General features: G+C 52.0%; 18 protein-coding genes and 2 pseudogenes. 6 read left to right on the forward strand and 14 right to left on the reverse strand.

All coding sequences use genetic code 11. From position 1 onward, the window contains the following. The first annotated feature begins 17 nt into the window (after nucleotides 1-17). Nucleotides 18-1,538 (forward strand): carbohydrate porin, encoded by a 1,521-nt coding sequence (locus KP708_RS14000; protein WP_252347589.1) that lies wholly within the window; start codon nucleotides 18-20, stop codon nucleotides 1,536-1,538. 70 nt (nucleotides 1,539-1,608) lie between these two features. Beyond that, nucleotides 1,609-3,255, forward strand: coding sequence for a lactate permease LctP family transporter (locus tag KP708_RS14005; protein WP_215751342.1), 1,647 nt, complete (start codon nucleotides 1,609-1,611; stop codon nucleotides 3,253-3,255). A 152-nt stretch (nucleotides 3,256-3,407) separates the two neighbouring features. Here KP708_RS14005 and KP708_RS14010 read toward each other — a convergent pair whose 3' ends face one another. After that, complete coding sequence (locus KP708_RS14010) at nucleotides 3,408-5,153, reverse strand: alpha-glucosidase (protein WP_252347590.1); 1,746 nt, start codon at nucleotides 5,151-5,153, stop codon at nucleotides 3,408-3,410. A gap of 81 nt (nucleotides 5,154-5,234) precedes the next feature. Next, nucleotides 5,235-6,140, reverse strand: coding sequence for an NAD-dependent epimerase/dehydratase family protein (locus KP708_RS14015; RefSeq protein WP_215751343.1), 906 nt, complete (start codon nucleotides 6,138-6,140; stop codon nucleotides 5,235-5,237). A 108-nt stretch (nucleotides 6,141-6,248) separates the two neighbouring features. On the opposite strand from KP708_RS14015, the gene KP708_RS14020 reads away from it, so the two are divergent. Continuing rightward, nucleotides 6,249-7,190 (forward strand): LysR family transcriptional regulator, encoded by a 942-nt coding sequence (locus KP708_RS14020; protein ID WP_215751344.1) that lies wholly within the window; start codon nucleotides 6,249-6,251, stop codon nucleotides 7,188-7,190. An 80-nt stretch (nucleotides 7,191-7,270) separates the two neighbouring features. Here the strand turns inward: KP708_RS14020 and KP708_RS14025 are convergent, their stop codons facing one another. Together KP708_RS14025 and KP708_RS14030 are read right to left on the reverse strand one after the other, a co-directional pair. Continuing rightward, nucleotides 7,271-7,693 carry a hypothetical protein gene (locus KP708_RS14025; protein ID WP_202208616.1) on the reverse strand — a complete coding sequence of 141 codons (423 nt, stop codon included), beginning with the start codon at nucleotides 7,691-7,693 and terminating at the stop codon, nucleotides 7,271-7,273. A gap of 309 nt (nucleotides 7,694-8,002) precedes the next feature. After that, nucleotides 8,003-8,851, reverse strand: a complete 849-nt coding sequence (locus KP708_RS14030; RefSeq protein ID WP_215751345.1) for an NmrA/HSCARG family protein — start codon at nucleotides 8,849-8,851, stop codon at nucleotides 8,003-8,005. A 98-nt stretch (nucleotides 8,852-8,949) separates the two neighbouring features. Between KP708_RS14030 and KP708_RS14035 the strand changes: the two genes are divergently transcribed. Next, nucleotides 8,950-9,864: a LysR family transcriptional regulator gene (locus KP708_RS14035; protein WP_215751346.1), complete on the forward strand. Its 915-nt coding sequence runs from the start codon at nucleotides 8,950-8,952 to the stop codon at nucleotides 9,862-9,864. Nucleotides 9,865-9,925: 61 nt separating this feature from the next. On the opposite strand, the pseudogene KP708_RS14040 reads toward KP708_RS14035, so the two are convergent. The 10 genes and pseudogenes from KP708_RS14040 to KP708_RS14090 all read right to left on the reverse strand — a co-directional run bounded on the left by KP708_RS14040 (nucleotide 9,926) and on the right by KP708_RS14090 (nucleotide 19,750). Further along, nucleotides 9,926-10,922: pseudogene (locus KP708_RS14040) on the reverse strand (IS3 family transposase). 230 nt (nucleotides 10,923-11,152) lie between these two features. Next, nucleotides 11,153-11,485: an endoribonuclease MazF gene (gene mazF / locus KP708_RS14045; protein WP_215751347.1), complete on the reverse strand. Its 333-nt coding sequence runs from the start codon at nucleotides 11,483-11,485 to the stop codon at nucleotides 11,153-11,155. After that, nucleotides 11,486-11,728, reverse strand: coding sequence for an AbrB/MazE/SpoVT family DNA-binding domain-containing protein (locus KP708_RS14050; protein WP_215751348.1), 243 nt, complete (start codon nucleotides 11,726-11,728; stop codon nucleotides 11,486-11,488). Between the two features lie 290 nt (nucleotides 11,729-12,018). Next, nucleotides 12,019-13,047: a hypothetical protein gene (locus tag KP708_RS14055; protein WP_215751349.1), complete on the reverse strand. Its 1,029-nt coding sequence runs from the start codon at nucleotides 13,045-13,047 to the stop codon at nucleotides 12,019-12,021. A gap of 138 nt (nucleotides 13,048-13,185) precedes the next feature. Continuing rightward, nucleotides 13,186-13,515 carry a HigA family addiction module antitoxin gene (locus KP708_RS14060; RefSeq protein WP_252347592.1) on the reverse strand — a complete coding sequence of 110 codons (330 nt, stop codon included), beginning with the start codon at nucleotides 13,513-13,515 and terminating at the stop codon, nucleotides 13,186-13,188. Continuing rightward, complete coding sequence (locus KP708_RS14065; RefSeq protein ID WP_215751350.1) at nucleotides 13,505-13,795, reverse strand: type II toxin-antitoxin system RelE/ParE family toxin; 291 nt, start codon at nucleotides 13,793-13,795, stop codon at nucleotides 13,505-13,507. The genes KP708_RS14060 and KP708_RS14065 overlap by 11 nt, the downstream gene beginning before the upstream one ends. Before the next feature lie 487 nt (nucleotides 13,796-14,282). Then, nucleotides 14,283-15,022: pseudogene (locus tag KP708_RS15875) on the reverse strand (IS3 family transposase). 156 nt (nucleotides 15,023-15,178) lie between these two features. Then, nucleotides 15,179-15,667 (reverse strand): heme-degrading domain-containing protein, encoded by a 489-nt coding sequence (locus tag KP708_RS14080; RefSeq protein ID WP_215751353.1) that lies wholly within the window; start codon nucleotides 15,665-15,667, stop codon nucleotides 15,179-15,181. Then, a complete protein-coding gene (locus KP708_RS14085) occupies nucleotides 15,658-16,728 on the reverse strand; it encodes an oxidoreductase (RefSeq protein WP_215751354.1) in 1,071 nt (356 codons plus the stop codon). Before KP708_RS14085 ends, KP708_RS14080 begins: the two co-directional genes overlap by 10 nt. 553 nt (nucleotides 16,729-17,281) lie before the next feature. Beyond that, the gene (locus KP708_RS14090; protein ID WP_215751355.1) at nucleotides 17,282-19,750 is read right to left on the reverse strand and encodes a membrane-bound PQQ-dependent dehydrogenase, glucose/quinate/shikimate family; all 2,469 of its coding nucleotides are present in this window, start codon (nucleotides 19,748-19,750) and stop codon (nucleotides 17,282-17,284) included. A gap of 213 nt (nucleotides 19,751-19,963) precedes the next feature. Between KP708_RS14090 and KP708_RS14095 the strand changes: the two genes are divergently transcribed. Both KP708_RS14095 and KP708_RS14100 read left to right on the forward strand, forming a co-directional pair. Further along, nucleotides 19,964-20,602, forward strand: coding sequence for a TetR/AcrR family transcriptional regulator (locus tag KP708_RS14095; protein WP_215751356.1), 639 nt, complete (start codon nucleotides 19,964-19,966; stop codon nucleotides 20,600-20,602). Between the two features lie 243 nt (nucleotides 20,603-20,845). After that, complete coding sequence (locus KP708_RS14100; RefSeq protein ID WP_215751357.1) at nucleotides 20,846-22,198, forward strand: carbohydrate porin; 1,353 nt, start codon at nucleotides 20,846-20,848, stop codon at nucleotides 22,196-22,198. Nucleotides 22,199-22,216 lie beyond the last annotated feature (18 nt).

A 22,216-nucleotide genomic window follows, 5' to 3' on the forward strand; every position in this document is an offset into this window, starting at 1 on the left:
TTTGGTATGCAGGTGCAATGCTCTTTATCGCCCTAATGGCCACCAGTTCTGCTGAAAGTGCACCTGATACAGCATTAACCATGCGACAGCACCCCGGAACGAGCTTTCAAACGGACAGAGATACGCCGTTCCATTCCGACGCAAAAGCATCACATACCGTGGCGGCATCCACCAAAAGGACCGAACATCTTTCCGACCCTAATCAGCTTGAAAGCCTTTTTAATACTGAAAGCCTGTCTGCACTCCTCAATCGCAGAGATGATGCCCTGCGGGAACGTGACCTCTCTGCGGGGTATTTCGTACCTGCTCAAGCATTCGGTAATCTGGTTCCACAAGTAGCACCCGCACGAGCGTGGCTTGCTAAACAGGGCTATACATTCCAGTTCGCTTATAAAGGGGAAGCTCTGGCTAATGTGAGCGGCGGTCTGAGCAAAGGCATGTCGTACGCTCATGAACTGACGCTGGTAAATAATTTCGATCTGGGCAAGCTGCTGGGTCTGAATGGATGGATCCTGCACGGTGTTTTAATGGAACGAGCAGGTCGACAGATCAGCTTTGATCACGTCGGCGAGCGGCGAATTCTGCTGTCTGAAGTCTACAGCCTTTCCGGCCATATGGCGGCACATCTAGCAGACTTCTACGTGGAAAAATCTTTCCGTCACAACAGCATCAATATCAATCTGGGCCGCCTGACCCTCACACATACTTATGGCACATCTCTGCTCTTATGCACCTTCATGATCCAGTGCTCAGCCCCAGTAGGCATTAAAAGCGTTCAAGGGTGGAGCGTCTATCCGAAGGCAACATGGGGCGGCACGATCCGTCTGCGTCCAACACGCGATCTGACGTTAAGAACAGGTGTTTACGCGTCCTCCGTCCTGACATCCAATCCATCAGGATGGGCCTGGGGCAGTGAGAAGCAGACTGGCGTCATGCTTCCCATCGAGCTGACGTGGGAGCCTTTTATCGGCCCACGAAAGCTGCCGGGCCACTACAAACTCGGCTTTGGCCACGATACCAGCGGTTTTACGGACATGATTGGCTCGGTCCCCTCCTCGATGGCCCTCCGATATGCGGTGCAAAGGCCTCAGGCACGCGACACATTTTATATTGAAGCTGACCAGATGATCTATCGCAGCCACGGCCTGCATCAGATGGCAGGAGGCTACCTGATGGCGGGCTACATTCATAATACACCGCAAGTCTCGGTCTTTTCTGATCAGTTTTATGTTGGAACTTCGCTTCTTGGCATCATCCCTTTTCGCCCACTCGACCGTTTTGGGGTGATGTATTCGTATTATCAGATCAGCAAACGCCTGACGCTCGGGCAGCACCTTCTTCAGGACGCAGGCCTGCCCTTCCCCGCAGGCGTAAACGGCCCTCAGACGCATACGGCAACGCTGGAAGCCTATTACGGAGTTCCCATTATGCCCGGCCTGCTCTTTCAACCCTCTTTTGAATACCAGATGCGACCGGGAGAAACGTCAGTCATTCCGAACGCAACGGTCATCGGCATCAAAGTTATCGGCAATCTTTAATCCCCCCGCATCCAGGGCCGGAAATCGGCATGGATAAGCCTTATCGACACGAAGTCAGGAGAATAAATCCATGTCCCCCTGGAAGCAGATATACGATCCAGCCGGAAATATTATAATTTCCAGTCTGGTTGCTTTGATACCGATTGCATTTTTCTTCGTAGCGTTGCTGGTGCTTCGCATGAAGGGCCATATCGCCTGCACCATCACGGTGGTTCTCACGGCCCTCATAGCCGTACTATTCTACGGAATGCCGATACCCTATCTGATCGCGACAGGATTATACGGCTTTCTCTATGGCTTATGGCCTATTGCGTGGATCATTCTAGCTGCAGTCTTCCTTTATAAACTTTCAGTCAAAACCGGATACTTCGACATTATTCGCTATTCGATTGTCACAGTTTCCGACGATCAGCGCATTCAAATCCTCCTCGTTTCTTATGGCTTTGGTGCTTTTCTCGAAGGTGCTGCCGGTTTCGGCGCTCCGGTTGCGATCACGACAGCGCTCCTGGTCGGTCTTGGGGTACCACCGCTTTATGCGGGAGGACTATGTCTACTCGCTAATGCTGCGCCTGGCGCGTTCGGGGCTATGGGCATTCCAGTCATCGTCGGAGGTCAGGTTATTGGTGCGGATCCATTGCTGATCTCTCGGCTTGCAATGCCTATGCTTGCTGCCCTCGCGTTTGCCATCCCTTTCCTTCTGGTGATGATAGTGGATGGGCTGCGCGGGCTAAGAGAGGTCTGGCCGATCACCCTCGTTGCAGCACTGACATTTACCATTACACAGACTTTGGTGGCTGTTTTTGTAGGACCTGAACTTCCCGACATTGCCGCGGCTTTGGCAACACTCCTGGTCATCCCTCTCTTTTTGAAATTTTGGACGCCAGCAAAGAGTTTCCGTTTCCCTCAAGAAAGCACCAATGCACCCGTTCCTGGTTCTAAGAAAAATTATAGCAAAAACGAGGTCATCCGTGCCTGGATGCCATTCGTTATCTTGACTGCACTTGTCGCCCTCTGGAGCATTGCGCCTTTCAAAAACCTCTTCAAACCAGGTGGTCTGCTTGCGTCCTCTGTCATCACGTTCCCCTTTCCTTATCTTCATGATCTGATCATCAAAATGCCGCCGGTCTCGATCGAACCTTCACCGTTTCACTCGGTATTTAAGCTTGATCTGATTTCCTCAGTCGGCACGAGCATCATGCTGACTGCGATCCTCTCGACATTCGTGCTACGTGCACGCCCCCGGGATGCGGCAGTGATCTTTCTGCAGACACTGAACGAACTAAAAATCCCGATCTATTCTATCGGCATGGTCCTCGCCTTTGCTTATCTGGCGAATTATTCCGGTCTTTCCGCGACGCTTGCCCTCCTGTTCGCCGCAACTGGCCCAGCTTTTACGTTTCTTTCTCCAATCCTTGGATGGCTTGGCGTCTTCCTCACAGGATCTGACACATCCTCGAACGCCCTATTCGGAGGATTACAAGCCGCAACAGGTCAGCAGATCCACGTCAGTGGTCCACTTCTCGTTGCTGCCAATGCTGTTGGAGGCTCAGTTGGGAAGATGATCTCGCCCCAATCGATCGCCGTCGCCTGTGCAGCGGTAGGGATTGTTGGAAAAGAAGGAGAAATGCTCAAATTCACACTGAAATGGAGCATCTTACTCGTCTTAATGGTCAGTTGCCTGCTTTCAGCGAGAGTCTATTTTATTTCAGAAATCTAATTTAGTATTTTTTTTGAAGATACAGTATAATTGATTGGTCCAAGGATCCTTGGACCAATCAAGGCGGTTGCGGCGAGACAGAKGGCTGAGAAGAAGACGCTAGGGCATCTGTCCTAGCGGGTTGCGACCCGCCGCTAGTACCTCAGGATTTATTATACGATAGCAATAATACTCTCCCATGGTTGAATACGGATGGCGCTGCCCTGAATCTGTTTTCTATCCATATTGCTGGCAATGACGCGCTTTACAGTTTTCCCTTTAGGCAAGGAGAACATTTTTTCATCATTAGAGAAATTCAGAACAACCAAGGCTCTGTTTGTGGAATCTTCCCGGATATAGGCGTAGATCGGTGAATCATCCGGCGAAATGTCTTGGTAGGTTCCATGAATAAGAACTGGAAACTGTTTTCTGATCCGGATCATGCTCTTGTAAAAAGAAAGTACGGATCTGGGGTCAGAAGATTCTGTAGAGCAGTTGATTGTACGGAAATTCGGATTAACGAGCATCCAGGGTTTTACCGAAGAAAACCCAGCGTTAGTCCCTTCATTCCATTGCATGGGTGTGCGGGTATTGTCGCGCGTCGTTGCCGCCAGATTTACAAGCATTTCCCGAGGGGAAATGTGTCCTGACTCAACCTGCAAGCGCCATTCGTTATGCGCAAATACATCGTCGAACTGATCGATCGATCTGAACGGAAAATTGGTCATGCCAATCTCCTGTCCTTGGTAGATAAATGGCGTTCCGCGCAGGGAAAGCATCATCGTTGCCAGAAGTTTTGCCGAACGATCTCTGTATTGGGGAAGTTGCGAGCCATACCGTGACACCGAGCGTGAATAGTCATGGTCTTCCAGCCAGACAACAGGCCACGTCCCGGGGTGATCGTCAAAACTGTTGTCACGATTGAATGCGCGCAAATCACTTAGATGAAAAGTTCCCTTACGCCATGCATCGATATTATCTTTGATCTGAAAGTCGAAGCGAAATCCGGATGAAAGTTCCTTGTTTCGTGAGTCTGTAATACGAGCATATTCATCGCGACTCACGCCCCAGTTTTCTCCCACAGAATACAGTTCTGTATTCTTGAAAACATGCTCGTACATATCTTTCAGATAGAAACTGAGCCGATCCCCATGATCGGCAAACGTTTTCCGTGCCGGAATTTCTTCCGGAGTGAGATCGTACAGCTTTTCCGGTTTTGCTATGAAAGTAATCGCATCGAACCGGAAACCATCAACACCTTTGTCGGCCCAGAACTTCAGAATCGCGTAAAGCTCAGCACGAACTTCAGGATTTTCCCAGTTCAGATCCGGCTGCTGTGCTTCAAACGAGTGCAGATAATACTGGCCTGTCTTCTGATCTAGTGTCCAGGCCGAACCTCCAAACTGCGTCTGCCAGTTCGTGGGAGGTGCGCCATTTTTTCCATCGTGCCAGTGATAGAAGTTGCGGTAGCGATTATCTCTGGAGGATCTGCTTTCTACAAACCAGGCATGCTGGTCGCTCGTATGGTTGAAAACCATATCGAGAATGACACGAATTCCCAGTTGCTTCGCGCGTGCCAGAAAGGCATCGAAATCCTCCATGGTGCCAAAGTCGGGCATGATCTTGCGATAGTCTCGCACATCATATCCGTTATCGACATTGGGAGAGTCGAAGCAGGCCGCAACCCAGATCGCGTCAACGCCTAGTTCCGCAAGGTATTCCAGCCTGTCCTTCATCCCGATAAAATCCCCGATACCGTCAGAATTTCCATCCTGAAATGAGCGGGGATAAATCTCGTAGAACACACTGCTCTTCCACCATGGCATACGGGGTTGAGCAGGCGTGGATGCAGATGCCGTCGCCCAGAAGCCAACAGCCAGTGGCAATAAGCTTCGGCGGCTCAGGTCGATGCCGGTCATGGAAAGCTCCTAAGGGAGTGTGAAAAGAAAATGATCCGCTGCGTCAGAGGGGCTTGGGCAGCGGACATCATTAGATTGTCTTCACCAGACTACGTCGGTTGTTTCGATCCACTTCTGGATGGAGGTGTGCTGAGGCGCCCATCCGAGGAGCCGGCGTGCATTCACGGCCCGCACCCGACTGTTGGAGCCAATGGCAAAGCGGGCCCAGTCACCCAGTTCAGCAATGGCATCCTCTGCTGGCCAGCTTTGCGTCTTGCCCTCAAAGCCAAGCGCCTTGCTGATGGAGGTCGCGATCTCGACGAAAGACGCTTCACCATTCTCTGCGTAAAAGTAAGAGGCTGACGGTGCTTTTTCCAAAGCCAGTCGATAAAGTTCTGCAAGGTCACGGATATGAACGTTCGACCAGCGGTTCAGCCCTGTTCCGATATAAGCGCCGGCACCGACTTTCCGAGACTGAGCATACAGCTTAGGAAGCTGATCGCTTTTTGCTGGCAGCCCAAGAGATTCCCCATAGATCATTGTTGGGCAAAAAACGATTGTCCTGATCCCGTCGCGTACTCCGGCAATCCGGACGATTTCATTGATTTCAACACGATCCTTACGGATGTCCATCGGGACGAAAGGGGTGTCATCTGCGAAGATATCCGGTCGTTCATAGGCTCCCCGTGCATCATCACCGACGACGCTTGATCCGGATGTGTGGATGAACGCCTTGCCGCTGCCTTTCAGAGCTTCGAGAAAGGTCTGAACAGAAGCAAGATGATCAGAGTTGGCCGCATGAATGACGGCATCTGCTGCTTTGGCTTCTTCCGCCAGAAGAGCAGCATCACCCAGCGATCCCTGAACGGGCGAAATACCAATCTCCTGCAGAGCCTGTGCCTTGTCGGACTGACGCACGAGACCACGGACTTCATGGCCGAAGTCGGTCAGATAGCGGGCAACGGAACCGCCAATATAGCCGGTCGCGCCGGTGAGAAAGATTTTCATGGTTCACTGTCTCCAGAAAGTTTGGATAGCTTCGTGAAACTTGCTCCCTGAAAGACGAATGAACTAGAGAACATGAATTCACAGTCGCTATGAATTCAGGGCACAGATATGTTGAGGGATGTTAACCGGTCGGGCGAAATGGAAGTATTCGTGGCCGTTGTGGAGGCCGGATCATTTTCCGAAGCCTCGCGTCGGCTCGACATGTCACCGTCCGCCGTTAGCAAGCTGACGTCACGTCTGGAAGCGCGGCTGCGAACGCGGCTTCTCAACCGATCGACCAGGTCCATTGAGTTGACGGCAGAAGGGGAGCGCTTCTATCGCGAAAGTCTGTGTATTCTGGAACAGATGACAGCGCTGGAAGATGGCCTTCTGCATGAAACGCCCCGGCCGACGGGAGACGTTCGGGTCAACATGAATCTGCCGTTCGGTCTTCAATGCGTGCTTGATCTGTTGCCCGGATTCCTGGCCTGCTATCCGGGAATCCGGCTCTCTGTAGATCTCACGGATCAGGTTGTGGATCTTGTCGAGCATCATGCCGACGTCGCCATTCGCATCGGTCCGATGCGGAATTCAGGGCTTCTGCAGCGCAAGCTCATGGAAACGCATTTCGTTACCGTGGCGGCTCCGTCATATCTGGAAAGCCATGGCATTCCTGAAACGGTCAATGAACTGGAAAAGCATAACTGTATGACGTTCGCATTCCGACGACAAACGCCGGAATGGAAGTTCCGCGATGAAACCGGACAGCCACGAACCTTCGCCCCAAAAGGCAATCTCCTTTTGGGAGACGGAGAAAGCATGCGCCGTCTGACGCTCGCAGGAGCCGGGATCGCACAGCTTTCACTTTTTCAGGTTCAGGAAGACCTCGCTACGGGGAAGCTTGTCCCTGTGCTCGAAAGATTTGCCGCGCAGGAGCTACAAACTGTGCACGCCGTCTTTATGGGACCAAATCGTTATATGCCGCAAAGAGTCCGTGTCTTTATCGACTATCTGGCCGCAAATCTCCGATCCGGACATCACATTGTCAGAGACATGAATATTGCACGGTAACGTCCGCTAGGCATCGGCATAGTTGTCTGGCTTGGCGTAACGCCGATCGTCAGGAAAGTTTGGTAATCCGCCGCCTCTGTTCAGAAGGCTGGATAAGGAAGATGCCTCTTATCTCCTGATTGGGCTAAACTCGCATTCACGTTATCAACAATGCCGTTGCCAACCTTTCGGATGACTTCGGACAAGGGCTGATCGGGATGACTGCGGCATTCAAGCTCCATCCTGATAAAGAAGCTCTGGGTAATCTGCGCCATGAGCATTTCCATATGATCCATACGAAGCGAGGCAAACTCCGTCATATACGGCTTCATTATATTCATTGCCGAAATGACTCTGCTTCGCGCTTCCGGCATATTGGGAGATGCTGCGTCCTTGGTCGCGTAGTTCAGATAAGTCAAACATGGGGTGGATGGTACAAAGATTGTCGTGTCTGATGCTGCAGCTGCTGTGCCCCCAAGTGCAAGCTGTAATACCGCTAAAAACAAACCTCTCAAAATACGCATTCGATATACTCACCAAAAAAAACATAAGAGCCTGACCGGCCGCACTATTCTGCGCCGATAATGATCGCTTCTATCTCTCACATGATTTCATCATGCGGTTCCTGAGAGAAGTAGCATAGTACTCCATTACGATCTAACGTGCCTAGCCGAGCCGCATCCGCTTCTCGAAAGACTGAGAGGTCTTCTTTTTCGGGGGAAAACACAGTCGGGTAATAGTAAGAATTTTATCGAATTGGTCACAATAACAAAATCGTCTTTTGTCGTTGTCTTCGATCCGGACAAAAGTAAGCAGTTCTGATAAAACTTCTATTACGCTCTACAGTCTGCCCAGTCGCGCAAGGTCAGAAGACCTGGATGCTCACGACGGAGACCGGCAATATCAGCATCAAACCCCTCGCGTGCGATCCATTCGAACATGAGGCGGAAATCCTCGGGTAACCGCGCGCAAAGCAGTGCTGGCATCTTGAAGGACAGTGTAGGGCGCAGACCTGAACGACGGAGGACGGATGAGGCAGACTGCAAGGTGACAGTGTCGCCCGCCAGTTCAATACTTCGTCCAGAAAATTGCTCGGGCCTTTCGAATGCTTCAGCAGCGAACCACCCGACATCCTGAATCGAAACAAGTTGCATGGACTGTTTCGGGGCGAGATAGGTTTTCATCATCGAAAGCATTGTCGTGCGGAACACAAAGGTGGAAAAATTTTCCATGAAAGCCGCTGGCCGAAGAATAGTCGCATTGAGACCGAGTGACACGATATGCTGCTCAATGGCCCACTTACTTTCAAAATGAGGCACCCTACTCTGGCGTTCTGCTCCGCCGACAGAACACTGCACGAAATGACGGATACCGCTTTCCGCAGCCAACGTCGCCAGTAATTTGCCCTGACGCTCCTCTCCCGACGGCCCGATTTTCATGGGAGATTGGACGGACAGCACCCCATGGACACCTCGAAGTGCTGCCCGAAGGGACTGCTCGTTATCCAAGTTGCCCTGTCTCAGTTCGACCCCGAGCTTTGCCAAAGCAGTAGCTTTTGGAGCCTGCGGGTCACGAACCAGTGCTCGAAGCTGCCATGGTCCTGCGCGACGCACCATTTCGTGAATGGTAGCGCCGCCCTGTTGCCCGGTCGCACCTGTGATCAGGATAATTGGCTTTGACATGGTTGTCCCCTCGTTGAAGGACGACAATATGCCGTTCCGCTTGTGAAGAGCAGATATCTTATCGTAGACGTTGCGTCCCATTTATGGAACGTTCTGCAATGAACTCTGATGATCTTGGTTGCTTCATACATATTGCAGATTCCTTGAGTCTCAGTGCCGCTGCTCGCACAACAGGCATCCCAAAATCCTCCCTCAGTCGAGCGCTGCTTCGCCTTGAAGAGGTCATTGGAGCGAAGTTGTTTGAACGCAGCGCGCAGGCTCTCCGGCTGACGGAGGCAGGACGGATGCTTCTGCCCTATGCGCGTCGGGTTATGGATGATTTAAATGAGGCGAAAGCGGCTCTGGATGGTGTGACAGGACAGCCACGAGGTATCTTGCGGATCAATGCTGCAATGACCTTTGCGCTTGGCCTTGTCGCTCCAATGCTTCCTGATTTTCTCAAACGTTTTCCCGAATTGTACGTGCACTTCGATACGGAAAACCGCGTTGTAGATTTTGCTCGGGAGAATCTTGATATAGCCATCCGTATCGGCGCCCTGCCCAGCTCAGACCTAATTGCGCGCAAACTGGGTCACATCGCGTTATGGCCATGTGCCAGTCCCGCATATCTTGCTCAACGAGGCCCCTTGGATACGCCAGCACATTTGACCAATCACGTCCTTCTCGGATGGACTGATCGCCCCACGATATGGCGGTTCCAGGACGCGCAGAAACACGAGCATCGCATTCCTGTTCCCGTTGGCTCCGTTGTGCCTGAGCCCGCCGTATTGCAGGTCTTGCTGGAACACGGAGCTGGAATTGGACGCTTGCCTGATTTTCTCGCTCGACCAGCCATTGAGCGTGGAACCTTGGTCAGGGTCCTTCCAACATTCACAACAGAAACCGTGGAAGCGCATGCTGTCTACGCTGCGCACCGAAGCCTTTCCTCAAAAATCCGCGTTTTCATTGACGCGCTACGGATTCACCTCTTGCAGCAAACTGAGGCGCAAACAGGTGACGATAAGCCACGGTAGCGAGGCGCGCACTTCTTGATTGAACGTGTCGGGGTTTTAAGTTCCGGACCATGGGTATCTGTTAAGCGACGTTGCGCTCATGATCCAGAGGACTTTTCCACTGGAGTGCGGAATGCCGCCTCTGCGCGTTGTAGAAATTGTTGATGTAAAGAGTGATGGCCTGCTCGACCTCCTGACGTGTGCTCCAGGCCTGTCGCCACAGGAGTTGCGCTTTCAGGGTTTTGAAGAAGCTCTCAGCCACTGCATTATCCCAACAGTTTTCCTTTCTGCTCATGGATACGAGAAAGCCATGAGCAGAAAGAAGCTGCTGGTACGCCCCTGAACAATACTGACTGCCACGATCCGTATGATGGACGCACCCTGGTGGTGGCTGACGCAAGACAAGAGCGCGTTGTAACGCTACGGTGGCAAGATCTGCGGTCATAAGGACCTCAAGGTTCTAGCCGATGCCTCTTCGTGAGAAGAGGTCCAGCATCACCGCCAGGTAAACCCAGCCTTCACGTGTCCAGATCTCTGTGATGTCCGCTGTCCATTTCTGGTTATGGTGTTGTGGAGAAGTCCTGTCCCAGAAGGCTGGGTTCAATACTGTGCCTACGCGAACTTGTTGTGGTCACTTTGAAGCGCCGCGTTCGGACAACCCGGATGTCAGTCTCCCGCATCGGCCGTCCCACACGACGATGTCCAGCAGACAAGCCACAAGTTCTGAGGCCCTCTGACATGCGGGGACGTCCGTAACTTCGCCTGCTCTGCTCGTAAACGGTGCGGATATGGACCATCAGAGCATCATCCCCCGTTCTGTGGGCACAAACCTCACGATCTTTGGTTCCAGAAGAACTGTGTTGCCTCTTTTAGTAGAAGGTTCTCACGACGTGATCTCTCATTCTCACGCAATAACGCCGTATGATCCGTTGTGTCAGCAACGACAGTGTCGTGCTTCTGGGCATACGGATCCATGCCTTCAAGGTCGAAGATCCGATTCTCAGCAATGCGCTCTCACGAAAGATCACTGCTGAGAGCAAGACGGGCTGCCTCGTCTCTGTAAACTCGTCCCATTCCAACTCTCCTTCACGACCTTCTTCGCTCTTAAAGGTCCGGAACTAAACCGCCACACGTCCACTTACGTGCTCTTCGTCATCAGCCATAAACGGTTGTCCTGATATCCTGTAGAACAAGGGTTTACTACTGGTGCGCGTCCTTTGTTTTATTCACGTTGGCTTCGTAAGGCCCTTGCGCATCCATCTGAAAAGATTTTGTGGCCTAGTCTGACCGGAGAGAAAAGCTACGACCGTTACCCCACCAGGAGCCGAGCCCGTTCACGTATCGCTTCAAGTTCGCTGTCCAAGACCAGACCCTTATGCTTTGCACGACAAGCACGCCAGTCAAGGCTACGCACCTGATCAGAAAGAACGACACTCGCAGGCTCACCCGCCAACGGCACTTCAAAAGGATACCCTTTGATTTTTGTTGTTGTGGGACAGCAAACAATCATACCAGACTTTTTATTGTAGTCGGCAGGGGAGAGCACCACAGCGGGACGATGCCCCGCCTGTTCGCGTCCTGCCTGCGGATCGAATTCTAGCCAGACAATGTCTCCGCAATCTGGCACCCAGGAGGCTGACATTTACCAGACTTCTCTACCCATTTCGGACCCAAAATTCACTTCACCATGACGATTATCATCTGTGATGGCAGCAGTTAAGGCTTCGAGAGACAGTGCCGCAGGTCGAACGGGTTGAATGATAATACGTCCATCTTCTTCACGGACATCAACGGCTTGATTCACCTGCAGGTGAGCAGCCTCAAGGATATTGGCTGGCAGACGGATGGCCGCGCTGTTACCCCATTTCCGGACGGTTCCAAGCATTGGATCTCTCCTATATGTATCTACATAGTAGATACCATTCCGAGTGACCTTACTTCAATCCTAAAATATCCGATGTCCGCTTTTAACGGATGGGGTGTATGAAGCGGACTTTCCGCTTTCCCCCCTTAACCGTCTGTCTGCTTAATGATAATGGAACGGACAGGTTGCGGTCGCCGTTTTTTCGGTCGTTCGACTGGATTTTGTGCCCCCTCCGAGCGGAGGCGTAACGACACTGTGTTGTCCCAGACAAACTTAGGCGGCCGGGATGGAACTAGCGTGCTGTCGGCATTTCATGGGAGCAAGTTATCGTAATTCGGTTGCAGCATAAAACGCCACAGCGGAATTCGACCGAACCCCTCGTCGGACCGAAGCGCCTCGAACCACTCGGCTTGAATGGGAGTGTTGATATTGGTGATTATGCTGTCGGACATTGTTCGCTGTGCATAGTGGCGGGCAAATATACGGCTGAGGCTGCCGGCCATCTCAAATCCCTGATGGCTTAGTTCTGGCGGATTGCTCTCGAATTCGATCGCAAGCAGCCGGTCTCCTTCGATGATTGCACGAGCATCAGAGGTTTCCCAATCACTATAATTCATGACAGTCCATGCGATTTTCTGATCGTGCGAATGGAGAATTTCCCTGCCGTCACAGAACAGTTGCGTTTTTCCAATCGTCACCAGTGCCCGCCCGGCCTCATCGATGTCGCTGGTTTGCGCCGGATCCATCGCCAGACGCAGAACAATTGGAGCGCGCAATCCGAGATGCTGATCGCCAACGGCCGCGAGCTCATTCGCCTTCATCGCAGTTATCATGTCGAGCGTAAGTTTTTGATCACCTGGTGCCAGGCGCTCGGGATCTACTAGTGTCCAAATGGACCAACGTGCCCAGAAAACTGCGAGCTTGAGCGTCCCGCCGGTTGCTCGCGCATAATTGCTCAAGGACCGGCGATAGTCTCTATTGAGAATTTGGCGACGCTGGCGAGAGGTATTCTTTTCATAAACATTCTTGACCTCAACTAGCCAGTTGGACCCGTCCTTGAGCACAATCCGGAAATCAGGCGCCTGCATCGGCAAGTCCGTCCGTACCGGACCGGTGTCTTCTGGCTTGATCATGACGACCTCGCCAAAACTCTCGACCATATTTTCGAACATTGCTTCGACACGGAGGCCATGGAGAAAAGCCGGGTCTGACAGAGCGTATTTCAACGATTTATTGACATGCAGACCGAAGGCCGATGACATTTTGGGATCGTTTAGCGAAAGACCTTGGTTCAATCCAAACCGAGAGACCTCTCGTAGCAGATCGAACTCCTTTTTCATGTCTTCACCTCCCTCGAGCTAATCTGACTTTACCCCAACGTGCCTTCAATCCAAATCAGTCCTGATTCGGTGGACATGTCCGCTTTAAAGAACAATCGTCGGCAAAACCGACGTTCCGTTTGCCCCCCTAAGCAGACCTTAAATAGTCCGTTGTTCAGTCCTGGAAGGTGCGACGAGATTGAAATGCTGGACGTTCAAATTGGCTTCATGCGCTCGTGCCTGAGCCAACTCGAAAGCACTCTGCATACGCATCAGGGTATCGGCGCGTACTCCAAAGGCCTTTTCAAACCGAATGGCCATGTCTGCGGACAGGTTGGACCGTCCATTCAGAAGAGCACTGATCGACTGGCGCGAGACGCCAAAATGTTCTGCAACGGTGTTCACCTTGATATTATAAGGTTCCAGGATCTCCGTTTTGAGCCAGTCACCCACATGAACGGCCAGCGAGGCATGCATTTTAAGCGTCATGATAATCCTCCAGTGTCATATCGCAGAGTGAACCCTGCTCGTTCAGGCGAAACGTCAGACGCCAGTTTTTGGTAACCGTCATAGACCAGGTTCCGGCACGATCCCCTGTCAATGGATGCAATCCATAATTTGGAGGAACAGCGAGTTCGTCCAACGACGCTGCTGCATCAATGAATGCCAACATCTTCCGAAGCCGGGTAACATCGCCAACTAGACCTTTAGCATTACCTGTTTCAAAAAATCGGCGCAGGCCTTTGTGACTGATGCTGTCGATCTCCATAGATGTAACCTACAGCTTCACGCTCCAAATGTAAAGTTGTGCTTTACATTGTGGAATTCCTATTGCCTTGAACTTACCTAAGTGCCCCCTTCCCTGTCTCATTTGAGCCGACCGGTCTCAGTAAGCCTGACAAGGTAAATTTAAATCCGTTAATCTCTTTAATCGGACATAGGGTATAACGAAAGAAAGACCCCTAAGGCTCTTTTTGAGGCATGTCTCGCGGGCGTTCGTCCCCGGATAAAGGCGCCTCCGGGAAAGACAGTCTGATCGTCTCCACAGGTCTCCGTTAGAAGCTGTCAAACTTCCGTTGCCGTCCCCCGGAAGAGCTAGGATGCCCAGCTGGTGTGATGAGCTTTACTGTATCAACGCCATATTGAAGCCCTTTGGGCGCAATAAGCTCAAGCTGCCACCGATAAGGTCTCAGCGGGAGTTGCCCCTCCACGTAGCCAGTCCAATGCAGATTTGGGCCTACGTCAGGGTGGACTTGCTACGGCTTTGTGCTGGTATATGATCCTGTTAGGCGGCTTTGGCCTGGGCTGATGTTGCCGAGATATGAATGGCGCCTCGCGGATTCTAGAAGCCGTTGACGTACTGGAAGATGGCAGCGGTTGCCTGCCGCCATGTAGGCCATGTCTGTCGCCAGAGCATTGCGGTCTTCAGGCTCTTAAAGAAGGTCTCCACGGCGGCATTGTCGAAGCAGTTTCCCTTGCCGGACACGGATGGCATCATCCTTCATTCCGTCAGTTTCTTCTGGAAATCGTATGAGCAATATTGGCTGCCACGATCAGAGTGGAAAATACAGCCAGGCGAGGGATCGCGCAGTTGTACCGCCATATCGAGTCCTAGCTCCTTGAGTTACATGGTCATCCGAAGGCAACCAATAGTGTAGTTACTCAGGGCAAAATGCTCCAGGATATGCGCCAGTGCCTTCAAGTCGATGCGTTGGCGCAAGCATACCGACCTTACCTTCCACACCGATAGAGACCTGCAGAACTAGGCACCATCTTTCGATGGACCAGTCATGGCGGTGCTCGCAGATAAACGCGAACCTCACGTCTTTTGGCTCGCGAAGAACGCGGTTTTCCAGGCGAAGACGCTCGTTCTCCCGAGCAAGATCTGTCTGTACTTCAGGCACTGTCGGATCGGCCATCCGATATTGCGAAATCCAGTGCCCAAGCGTCGATCTGCCGCCACACGGGTCCGTGACAAACTGCTGCTCAAGGCAATTCTGACCGCTTCTCAGCGAAATTCTTCTGTGTGCGTCACTGCCATGGTCTCGTATGTCTCATGATGCTTCCTTCCACTCACGTGAAAATATCACACCATCAAACCCCGGGACTAAACAGCTAGATAAACGCCAAAACTTCTCTCAAACGACTTTCCTTATAAATCGTAACATTTTACATCCAGCGAGAGGGTTTCACAGATTGCCGTTACAACCAGCATATGGTCTTCACGCTCTTCAAGGCCAGAGACAGTTATGGAGCCTATTACTCCGCTCCTGTCCAAGGTGAGCGGAAAGGATTCGCCATGAGATGCATAATCCTGAAGTGGAAGACCGTAGCGGTCCGCAAGGGTTGAGTTCTTGGCTGCCATCTCGAGGCCGAGTGCATAACTGCTTCGACGATAGCGATCTACTACATTACACTTACGCCGTATCCAGTCGATATTATCCGGTGCAGATCCCGACAGGGCGGCGAAAAACAATGGTCGGTTGAAGGTCCGAATATCAATAGCAATGGGGGCCTTGTTCCGATGGCCCCATTCCCGCAGATACTGGCCCAACTGCCACGCATCGCCTTCGTCAAATTTTGGAAAGACCAGTTCGCGTTCCTGACGCGCAATGATGCGAAGGTCATCTGTCACGACCATGCGGTAATTTCCTCATCGGTAAGATTTAGCCCAACAGATGTCTTCTCGCGGGCAGAACGGTTGGCAGCATCAATAACGGCCATCACAGCCAGCGCCTGAATTGGAGGCACAGGATTGGGACCCACACCTGTCAGTGCATCCGCGATACCGGTGTAATAGTCTCGCTGATCGCCCCGGAACGCAGGAACTTCCCATTCCGATCCTTTTTCGTCATAGGCAAGAAGCGGGTCAGGGTCATAGCCCCACTCCTCATCACCAGGAGACATGCCAGCAAGAAGCTGGGCTTCCTGGGCATCTGCTTTACGTTTAAGTACGCTTCCCTTGTCACCGTGAACGACAAAGCGCGGCGATCCGCCAACAGCAAGCATGCTGCCGTGCAGGATCACACGATGCCGATCGTATTCCAACACGACATGCGCCCAATCGTCTGTCAATGCACCGTCACGCTGCATCATCAAGTCGCCATGCACAGCAAAGGGTAGTCCGAACAGACAGAGCGCCTGATCGGCCAGATGCGGACCAAGATCGAACCACAGACCCGCTCCCGGCTGAGCATTTTCACGCCACCGTTTGCGAACCACAGGTCGGAAGCGGTCGAAATGGGATTCGAAATGGGCAACGCGACCGACCAGCCCGTTTGCTATTGCGGCCTTCACGCTGAGGAAGTCGCTGTCCCAGCGACGGTTGTGGAATACGGACAGCAATCTGCCCTGTTGCGCGGCCAGAGCCCTCAGTTCGCGGGCCTGCGCCAAGGTCAGCGTAAAGGGCTTGTCCACGACAATGTTCTTGCCGCTGAGCAGGGCCTGTCGCGCCAGAGGAGCATGGTGTTCATTTGGGGTTGCGATGACAACAAGATCGATATCCTCGCGCGCGATAAGGGCTATTGGGTCGGCATCGACTGCAACGTCAGGCAGGTCGGCACGTACCTTTGCGCTGTCACTCGACGCGACACGGGTGATCTGCATACGCGGTTCAGCTATCAACAATGACTTATGGAATGTCTTTCCAGAAAACCCGTAGCCAATCAGGCCAACACGGATAATGGAAGGAAACTGGTTCATGATCCAACGCTCCTTCAGGAAATGATGATCTCGCCCCCTCTCCTTTGCTTCGTCCCAGACGCGGCATGAGAAGTGATTAGGATAGCCATATTAGAATGATCAGAAAGTATTTCTACTCTGCATCGACATGGATCACGCAGGGTTTAATCTGGCCCATCCCTTTTTCTTACTTTCTGTCACGGTTCTTCGAGCAATAGTCGGAGCGCTTTCAGTTATAAATTTCTGTCCCTACCTTATAATCCCAGCAGAAGAAGACTCGTACCTATCGCACTGATAGCGCCTACCTCAACAAAATGAGGTGTTTTATCCGCTCAACGGAAAGATTTTTCAGGAGCCTGATTAACTAATATGCTCAAGGGAGCCCAATATTCTTCCCCCCCAAAAAAAAGATCGACTGCTTCGTGCTTCCACCCCAATGGTCAAATTCACAAATTAAGTTCTCGCTTCTATAAAACGCTTTATTACAAGGTCGTGAACCGATCTTCAGTTTCAGGGGACCACTCGACACAAGGTAATTAATCCTGCGGCCGATGTGCGGCCGCAGGAATGAACGTTATTTTTCATCCAATGCAAAAGCGATGACGTCGTCTCCACGGTCGGGAGACTGTCGCGCACCGCCAACCGAGATGACGATGTATTGCCGGTGCGTTGAGGGCGACACGTAAGACATTGGACCACCCTGGCTACCAACGGGCAGGCGGGCTTTCCAGACCTCTTTGCCGGTCGCGCTGTCAAAAGCACGTAGATAATAATCCTGTGTGCCAGCGATGAAAACGAGGCCACCCTTCGTCGCGAGCGTCCCTCCCAGGGTTGGCATGCCGATTGGCATTTTGACATGCATCTTGATCCCGAAGGGACCTGTGTCCTGCACTGTGCCAACCGGAACTTGCCAAACGATTTTGTGCGTCCTCATATCGATTGCCGAAAGCGTCCCGAAGGGCGGTTTCTGACAGGGTATCTGCAGCGGCGACATGAAGCGGTTCTTCACGACAGAATACGGAGTGCCTCCAAGCGGCACAGCACCCATCCCGGCATTGACCGCCTCCCCGCCACTGGCCGGTCCGGTTTTGCCTGTTTCGACCTTTTCACTTTGTCCCACCGATGGTGTAGGGGCTGGGGCCGATGTCTTGACCATCCGGACCCAAAGGCCGAGACGCATGTCATTGACAAAAATATAGTGGTTGTCGGGATCGGTGGAGATGCCGCCCCAGTTCATGCCACCCAACGAGCCAGGAAAGCTTAGCGAAGTATCCATACCTGGGGCCGTGAACAGACCCGTGTACCGCATGGAGCGGAAACTGATCCGACAGGCAAGTTGATCGAACGGCGTGGCACCCCACATATCCGCCTCACTCAGCGGGCCAGCGCCGATTTGTGGCATACCGACTGAGACGGGCTGTGTCGGTGAATAATGTTCACTCGGAATATCAGCTTTCGGGACGAATACTTCCTTGACGTCCGTCAACGGTTTGCCCGTTGCGCGATCGAGAACGAAAATTTGTCCGGATTTGGTGCCAAAGACAACGGCGGGGATGGTGCCATGTGCCGCCGACACATCAATCAACGTGGGTTGCATCGGAATGTCGAAATCCCAGAGGTCGTTATGCACGGTCTGGTAAACCCAACGCATATGACCAGTCGTTGCATCCAATGCGAGAATGGAAGTGGCGTATTTATGATCTTCCGGCGTGCGATTGGCGCCCCATAAATCCACGGACGAACTGCCCATCGGTATAAAGACCGTATTCATTGCGGCATCATAGGACATCGGCGCCCAAGAATTGGCAGAACTGCGCCGATAGGTTTCGCCTTCGGCAAGTTTATGGTTCGGATCAGGGTTACGGGCGTCGAAAGCCCAACGAAGTGCGCCGGTAATGACATCGTAACCGCGGATTACACCCCCAGGCATGTCGGTCTTGACGTTGTCAGCGATGCGACCGCCAACGATAACGGTCGTACCGGCAACGGTTGGCGGTGAGGTGACCTGATATTGCGGATCCGGCGCATTACCGAGACCCTCAAGCAGATTCACGGTACCATCGGTTCCAAATCCTTGACAATACTTGCCCGTCTGGGCGTCGATGGCGATCAGTCGGCCGTCGGGTGTGTTGGTAAAAAGACGCTTCTCGCAAGGAGCAGTCGGATCGTGAGCGATCGGTGCAGGTGCGGAAACGGCGTTAGCGGTAATCGGGAGAGAAGCAGAGGCATCGAAATAGCCAAGCCCACGACAACGCTGCCATATCTTCGACTGGGAATTGACATGGGCTTCCCAGTGCTTGCGGCCGCTGTCCACATCAACAGCGATGACATTGTTATGTGGTGTGCAGAGAAAGAGACTGTTGCCGATCTGCAGTGGCGTCTCCTGGTCTTCCGCACCGTTTCCTCCAGGGCTTATGGGAGTATCCCCCGTGTGGATGACCCAAACTTGACGGAGATCAGAAACAGTATTGCGGTTGATTTCCGAAAAAGGGGCAAAGCGCGTGCCGGCTGCAGTGCGACCATATGCACTCCAATCTCCTGCGCCGTCCCTGGTCCTGGCAAGTGCCTGTTCTTGCGTCGGGCCCGCGACAGGCGCATGTGGAATAAACATCTCTGCGAAAGCCACGATCAGACCAATGCACGTTACAAGGCATAATCCATAAGACGGACCACGAAGTGGCGTCTTACCGCTGACTTGGCGCAGATAGGGCAGAAGAGCAAAAAAGGCGAGCAGAAAAACGGACGGCACCATCAGTCGCGAGATCAAAGGCCAGAAATCAAAGCCCGCTTCGCCGAATGCCCATAGTACCGTCGTAATGTAAAAAATGATGAAAAGGAAAAAGGCGAGCGTACGCCGACGCGCTAAAAACCAGGCCGAGGTGAGAAGCAGGAGGCTTTCGAGGGCAAAATAAGGACTGCCGCCGAGTGCCAGCAGCCAGATACCTCCTCCGAAGAAATAGAGCCCCGTGACGAATAGGGCGATTGCTAATAACCAGGCTAGGAGAAGGCCTAGCCAACTGGTGGGTTGGTCAATCGGATGCAAGACGTTTCTCCTATTCTGCGGCAAAGGAATCCGGCCGTCTTAGAAAATGCCTACTAACCAGTTAGTCAGCAAGCGAACGCATAGGACAACTAACAAGCTAGACCAAACACTACGCACGGGTTGGGATCCTCAATTCACCGTGATAAATTGACAGGATATTTTCCGCTATGGACGAAACCCCCTAACCAATTGAAGATGTGAGAGAATTGACGAATGAGTGATGATATTCCCTTTCAGCGTGATGCAGACCAGACACGAAAAAATATTCTGGAAGTCGCATTGAAGGAATTCGCTGAATACGGACTGGCGGGCGGCCGGGTAGATCGGATCGCCAGGGGAACCCGCACGACGAAAGGCATGATCTATTATCATTTCGGAGATAAGGATGGCTTGTATAAAGCCGTATTGGAAAAGATTTATCCCAGTCTTCGGTCAGATGAGGAGCATCTGGATGTACGCAACACTGACCCAGTTGAGGCACTGAAGCGTATTATAGATTTTACTCTCGACTATCATGAGAAGCATGAAGACTTTGTTAGAATTGTTATGATAGAAAATATAAATAAAGGCGTGCATCTACGAGAAACAGGTATTGATAGCACCGTTAGTTACAGAATCATGATGATAATAGCAGATATTATTAACAGAGGCACAGCAACTGGTGTCTTTAAAAGAGATGTAACCCCCGTAGATTTACATATATTCTATACGTCTTTGTGTTTTTATCGCGTTAGCAATCATCATACTATTTCCTCTGTTCTTGGAATCAATATGCTGAGTACGCAGAGTCGTGCACGACATCGCCAGATGGTGAAAGACGCCGTCATCGCCTATCTCGCGTCATCGGACTGAGTTTGATGCCGCAGATGAGAGATTGATTTAGACATATTTTCCCAAAAGTGTGATTTTTCCGGCAGGTATTTTTGAACTATTCGCTCGCTTTCCGATCTGACTATCTAGTCAGTCAGAATCGAAATGCCATGAGAGGAATAGTGGATGTTTCATTCTTGTGGTTCTGCCGCCGCTGTTGTTGTCGCTAGAAATTTTTTTTCGGCCGCATGTCTGCTTGGCCTGTTGACGATATCAGCACACGCGGTGCCCCTACCCGCCACGGGGCATGATCCTCTTCAAGAGCCCGTACAGGCTGTCCCTGGCAATGTGCAACCGGAGCCAAAGGCACAGCCTCGCCCCCCTTCAGCGACCGTCACGCCCTTTATCAATAAAGCGTTGGGGGATCCTTTCGGTGCTCGAAGCTGGTTATTTGATCACGGAATTGATTTGACGCTCACCTATCTTACCGAAACGCTGGCCAATGTAGCCGGTGGTCGACGCACGGGGATCGCCTACGATCATCAGGTTACAATGGCCGTCGATGTAGATCTACAGAAGCTAATTGGCGCGAAAGGCTTGAGCTTCCGCATGCTGGGTGTGCAACGTGCCGGACGAGATGTAGCGAGGAACTACGTCGGCGATCTGACGCTGCTCGAACCACAACAAAGTTTCGGTGTCGGCGGTAACGTCCTGTACCACCTTGTCCAGCTCTATTTACAACAGAAGTTGGCGCATGATCGATTGACGATCACAGCGGGTTTTTATCCTCCCAACATGAGTTTCGGATCGTTTCCATTGGGGTGCTATGCTTTGGATAATGTAACATGCTCGCATCCAACGGCGGTTTCTGTCTCTTCACACTGGCGGTCCTGGCCTTACGCTGAGTTAGGTGCGCAGGTAGAATATGACCCTATAAAATCGGTCTATACCCGCATCGGACTATTTCAGGATACGAGAAAGGACGGAGGAACTGCCGGTTTCACGATCACTACAGCGTCTCTCGGAATTATGGTTCCCATGGAGATTGGCTGGGAGCCGCATTGGGGAAGAGATAAGCTCCCAGGGCATTACAAGATTGGTGGTTATATCGATACCTCGGACAATAATGACCTCTTCGCTTCCGTAACAGGCGCTCCAATTGTGACTTCCCATGCTGCCCCACAGATCGAACGACAGCGAGGTGCAGCCTATATTGGCGGCGATCAAATGCTACTTCGTTTCGGGCCCGGCCCACGTGACGGTCTTATCATCATGGGAATTGCCACGGATGCGACGGGGTCCTCTCTACCGTTTCGGCATCAATATACAGTTGGACTGATTGCACAGCACTTTATACCGAACCGGCCAGCGGATTATGTGTCCGTCTTTTTCTCCAACCTTCAGGTCAATCCAAACCTGACGCGCACGCAGGAGCTTCAGCAGTCTCTCGGGCTAACACTCCGGAATGGCGTACATGCGGTCGAGACGAATATTCAGGTTCTGGAGGTCAACTACTCGGCGAAGCTTTATCCCGGGGTTTCGATCGTACCCGATTTCCAGATTATATTTAGACCAGATGCGGGAGATTATTATAATACAGCCCTTGTGACAGGATTTCGAATCTTAGCCGATCTTTAATTTTCATTATAGTATATA

Source organism: Gluconobacter sp. P5H9_a, from assembly GCF_018812085.1.
Classification (GTDB): Bacteria; Pseudomonadota; Alphaproteobacteria; order Acetobacterales; family Acetobacteraceae; genus Gluconobacter.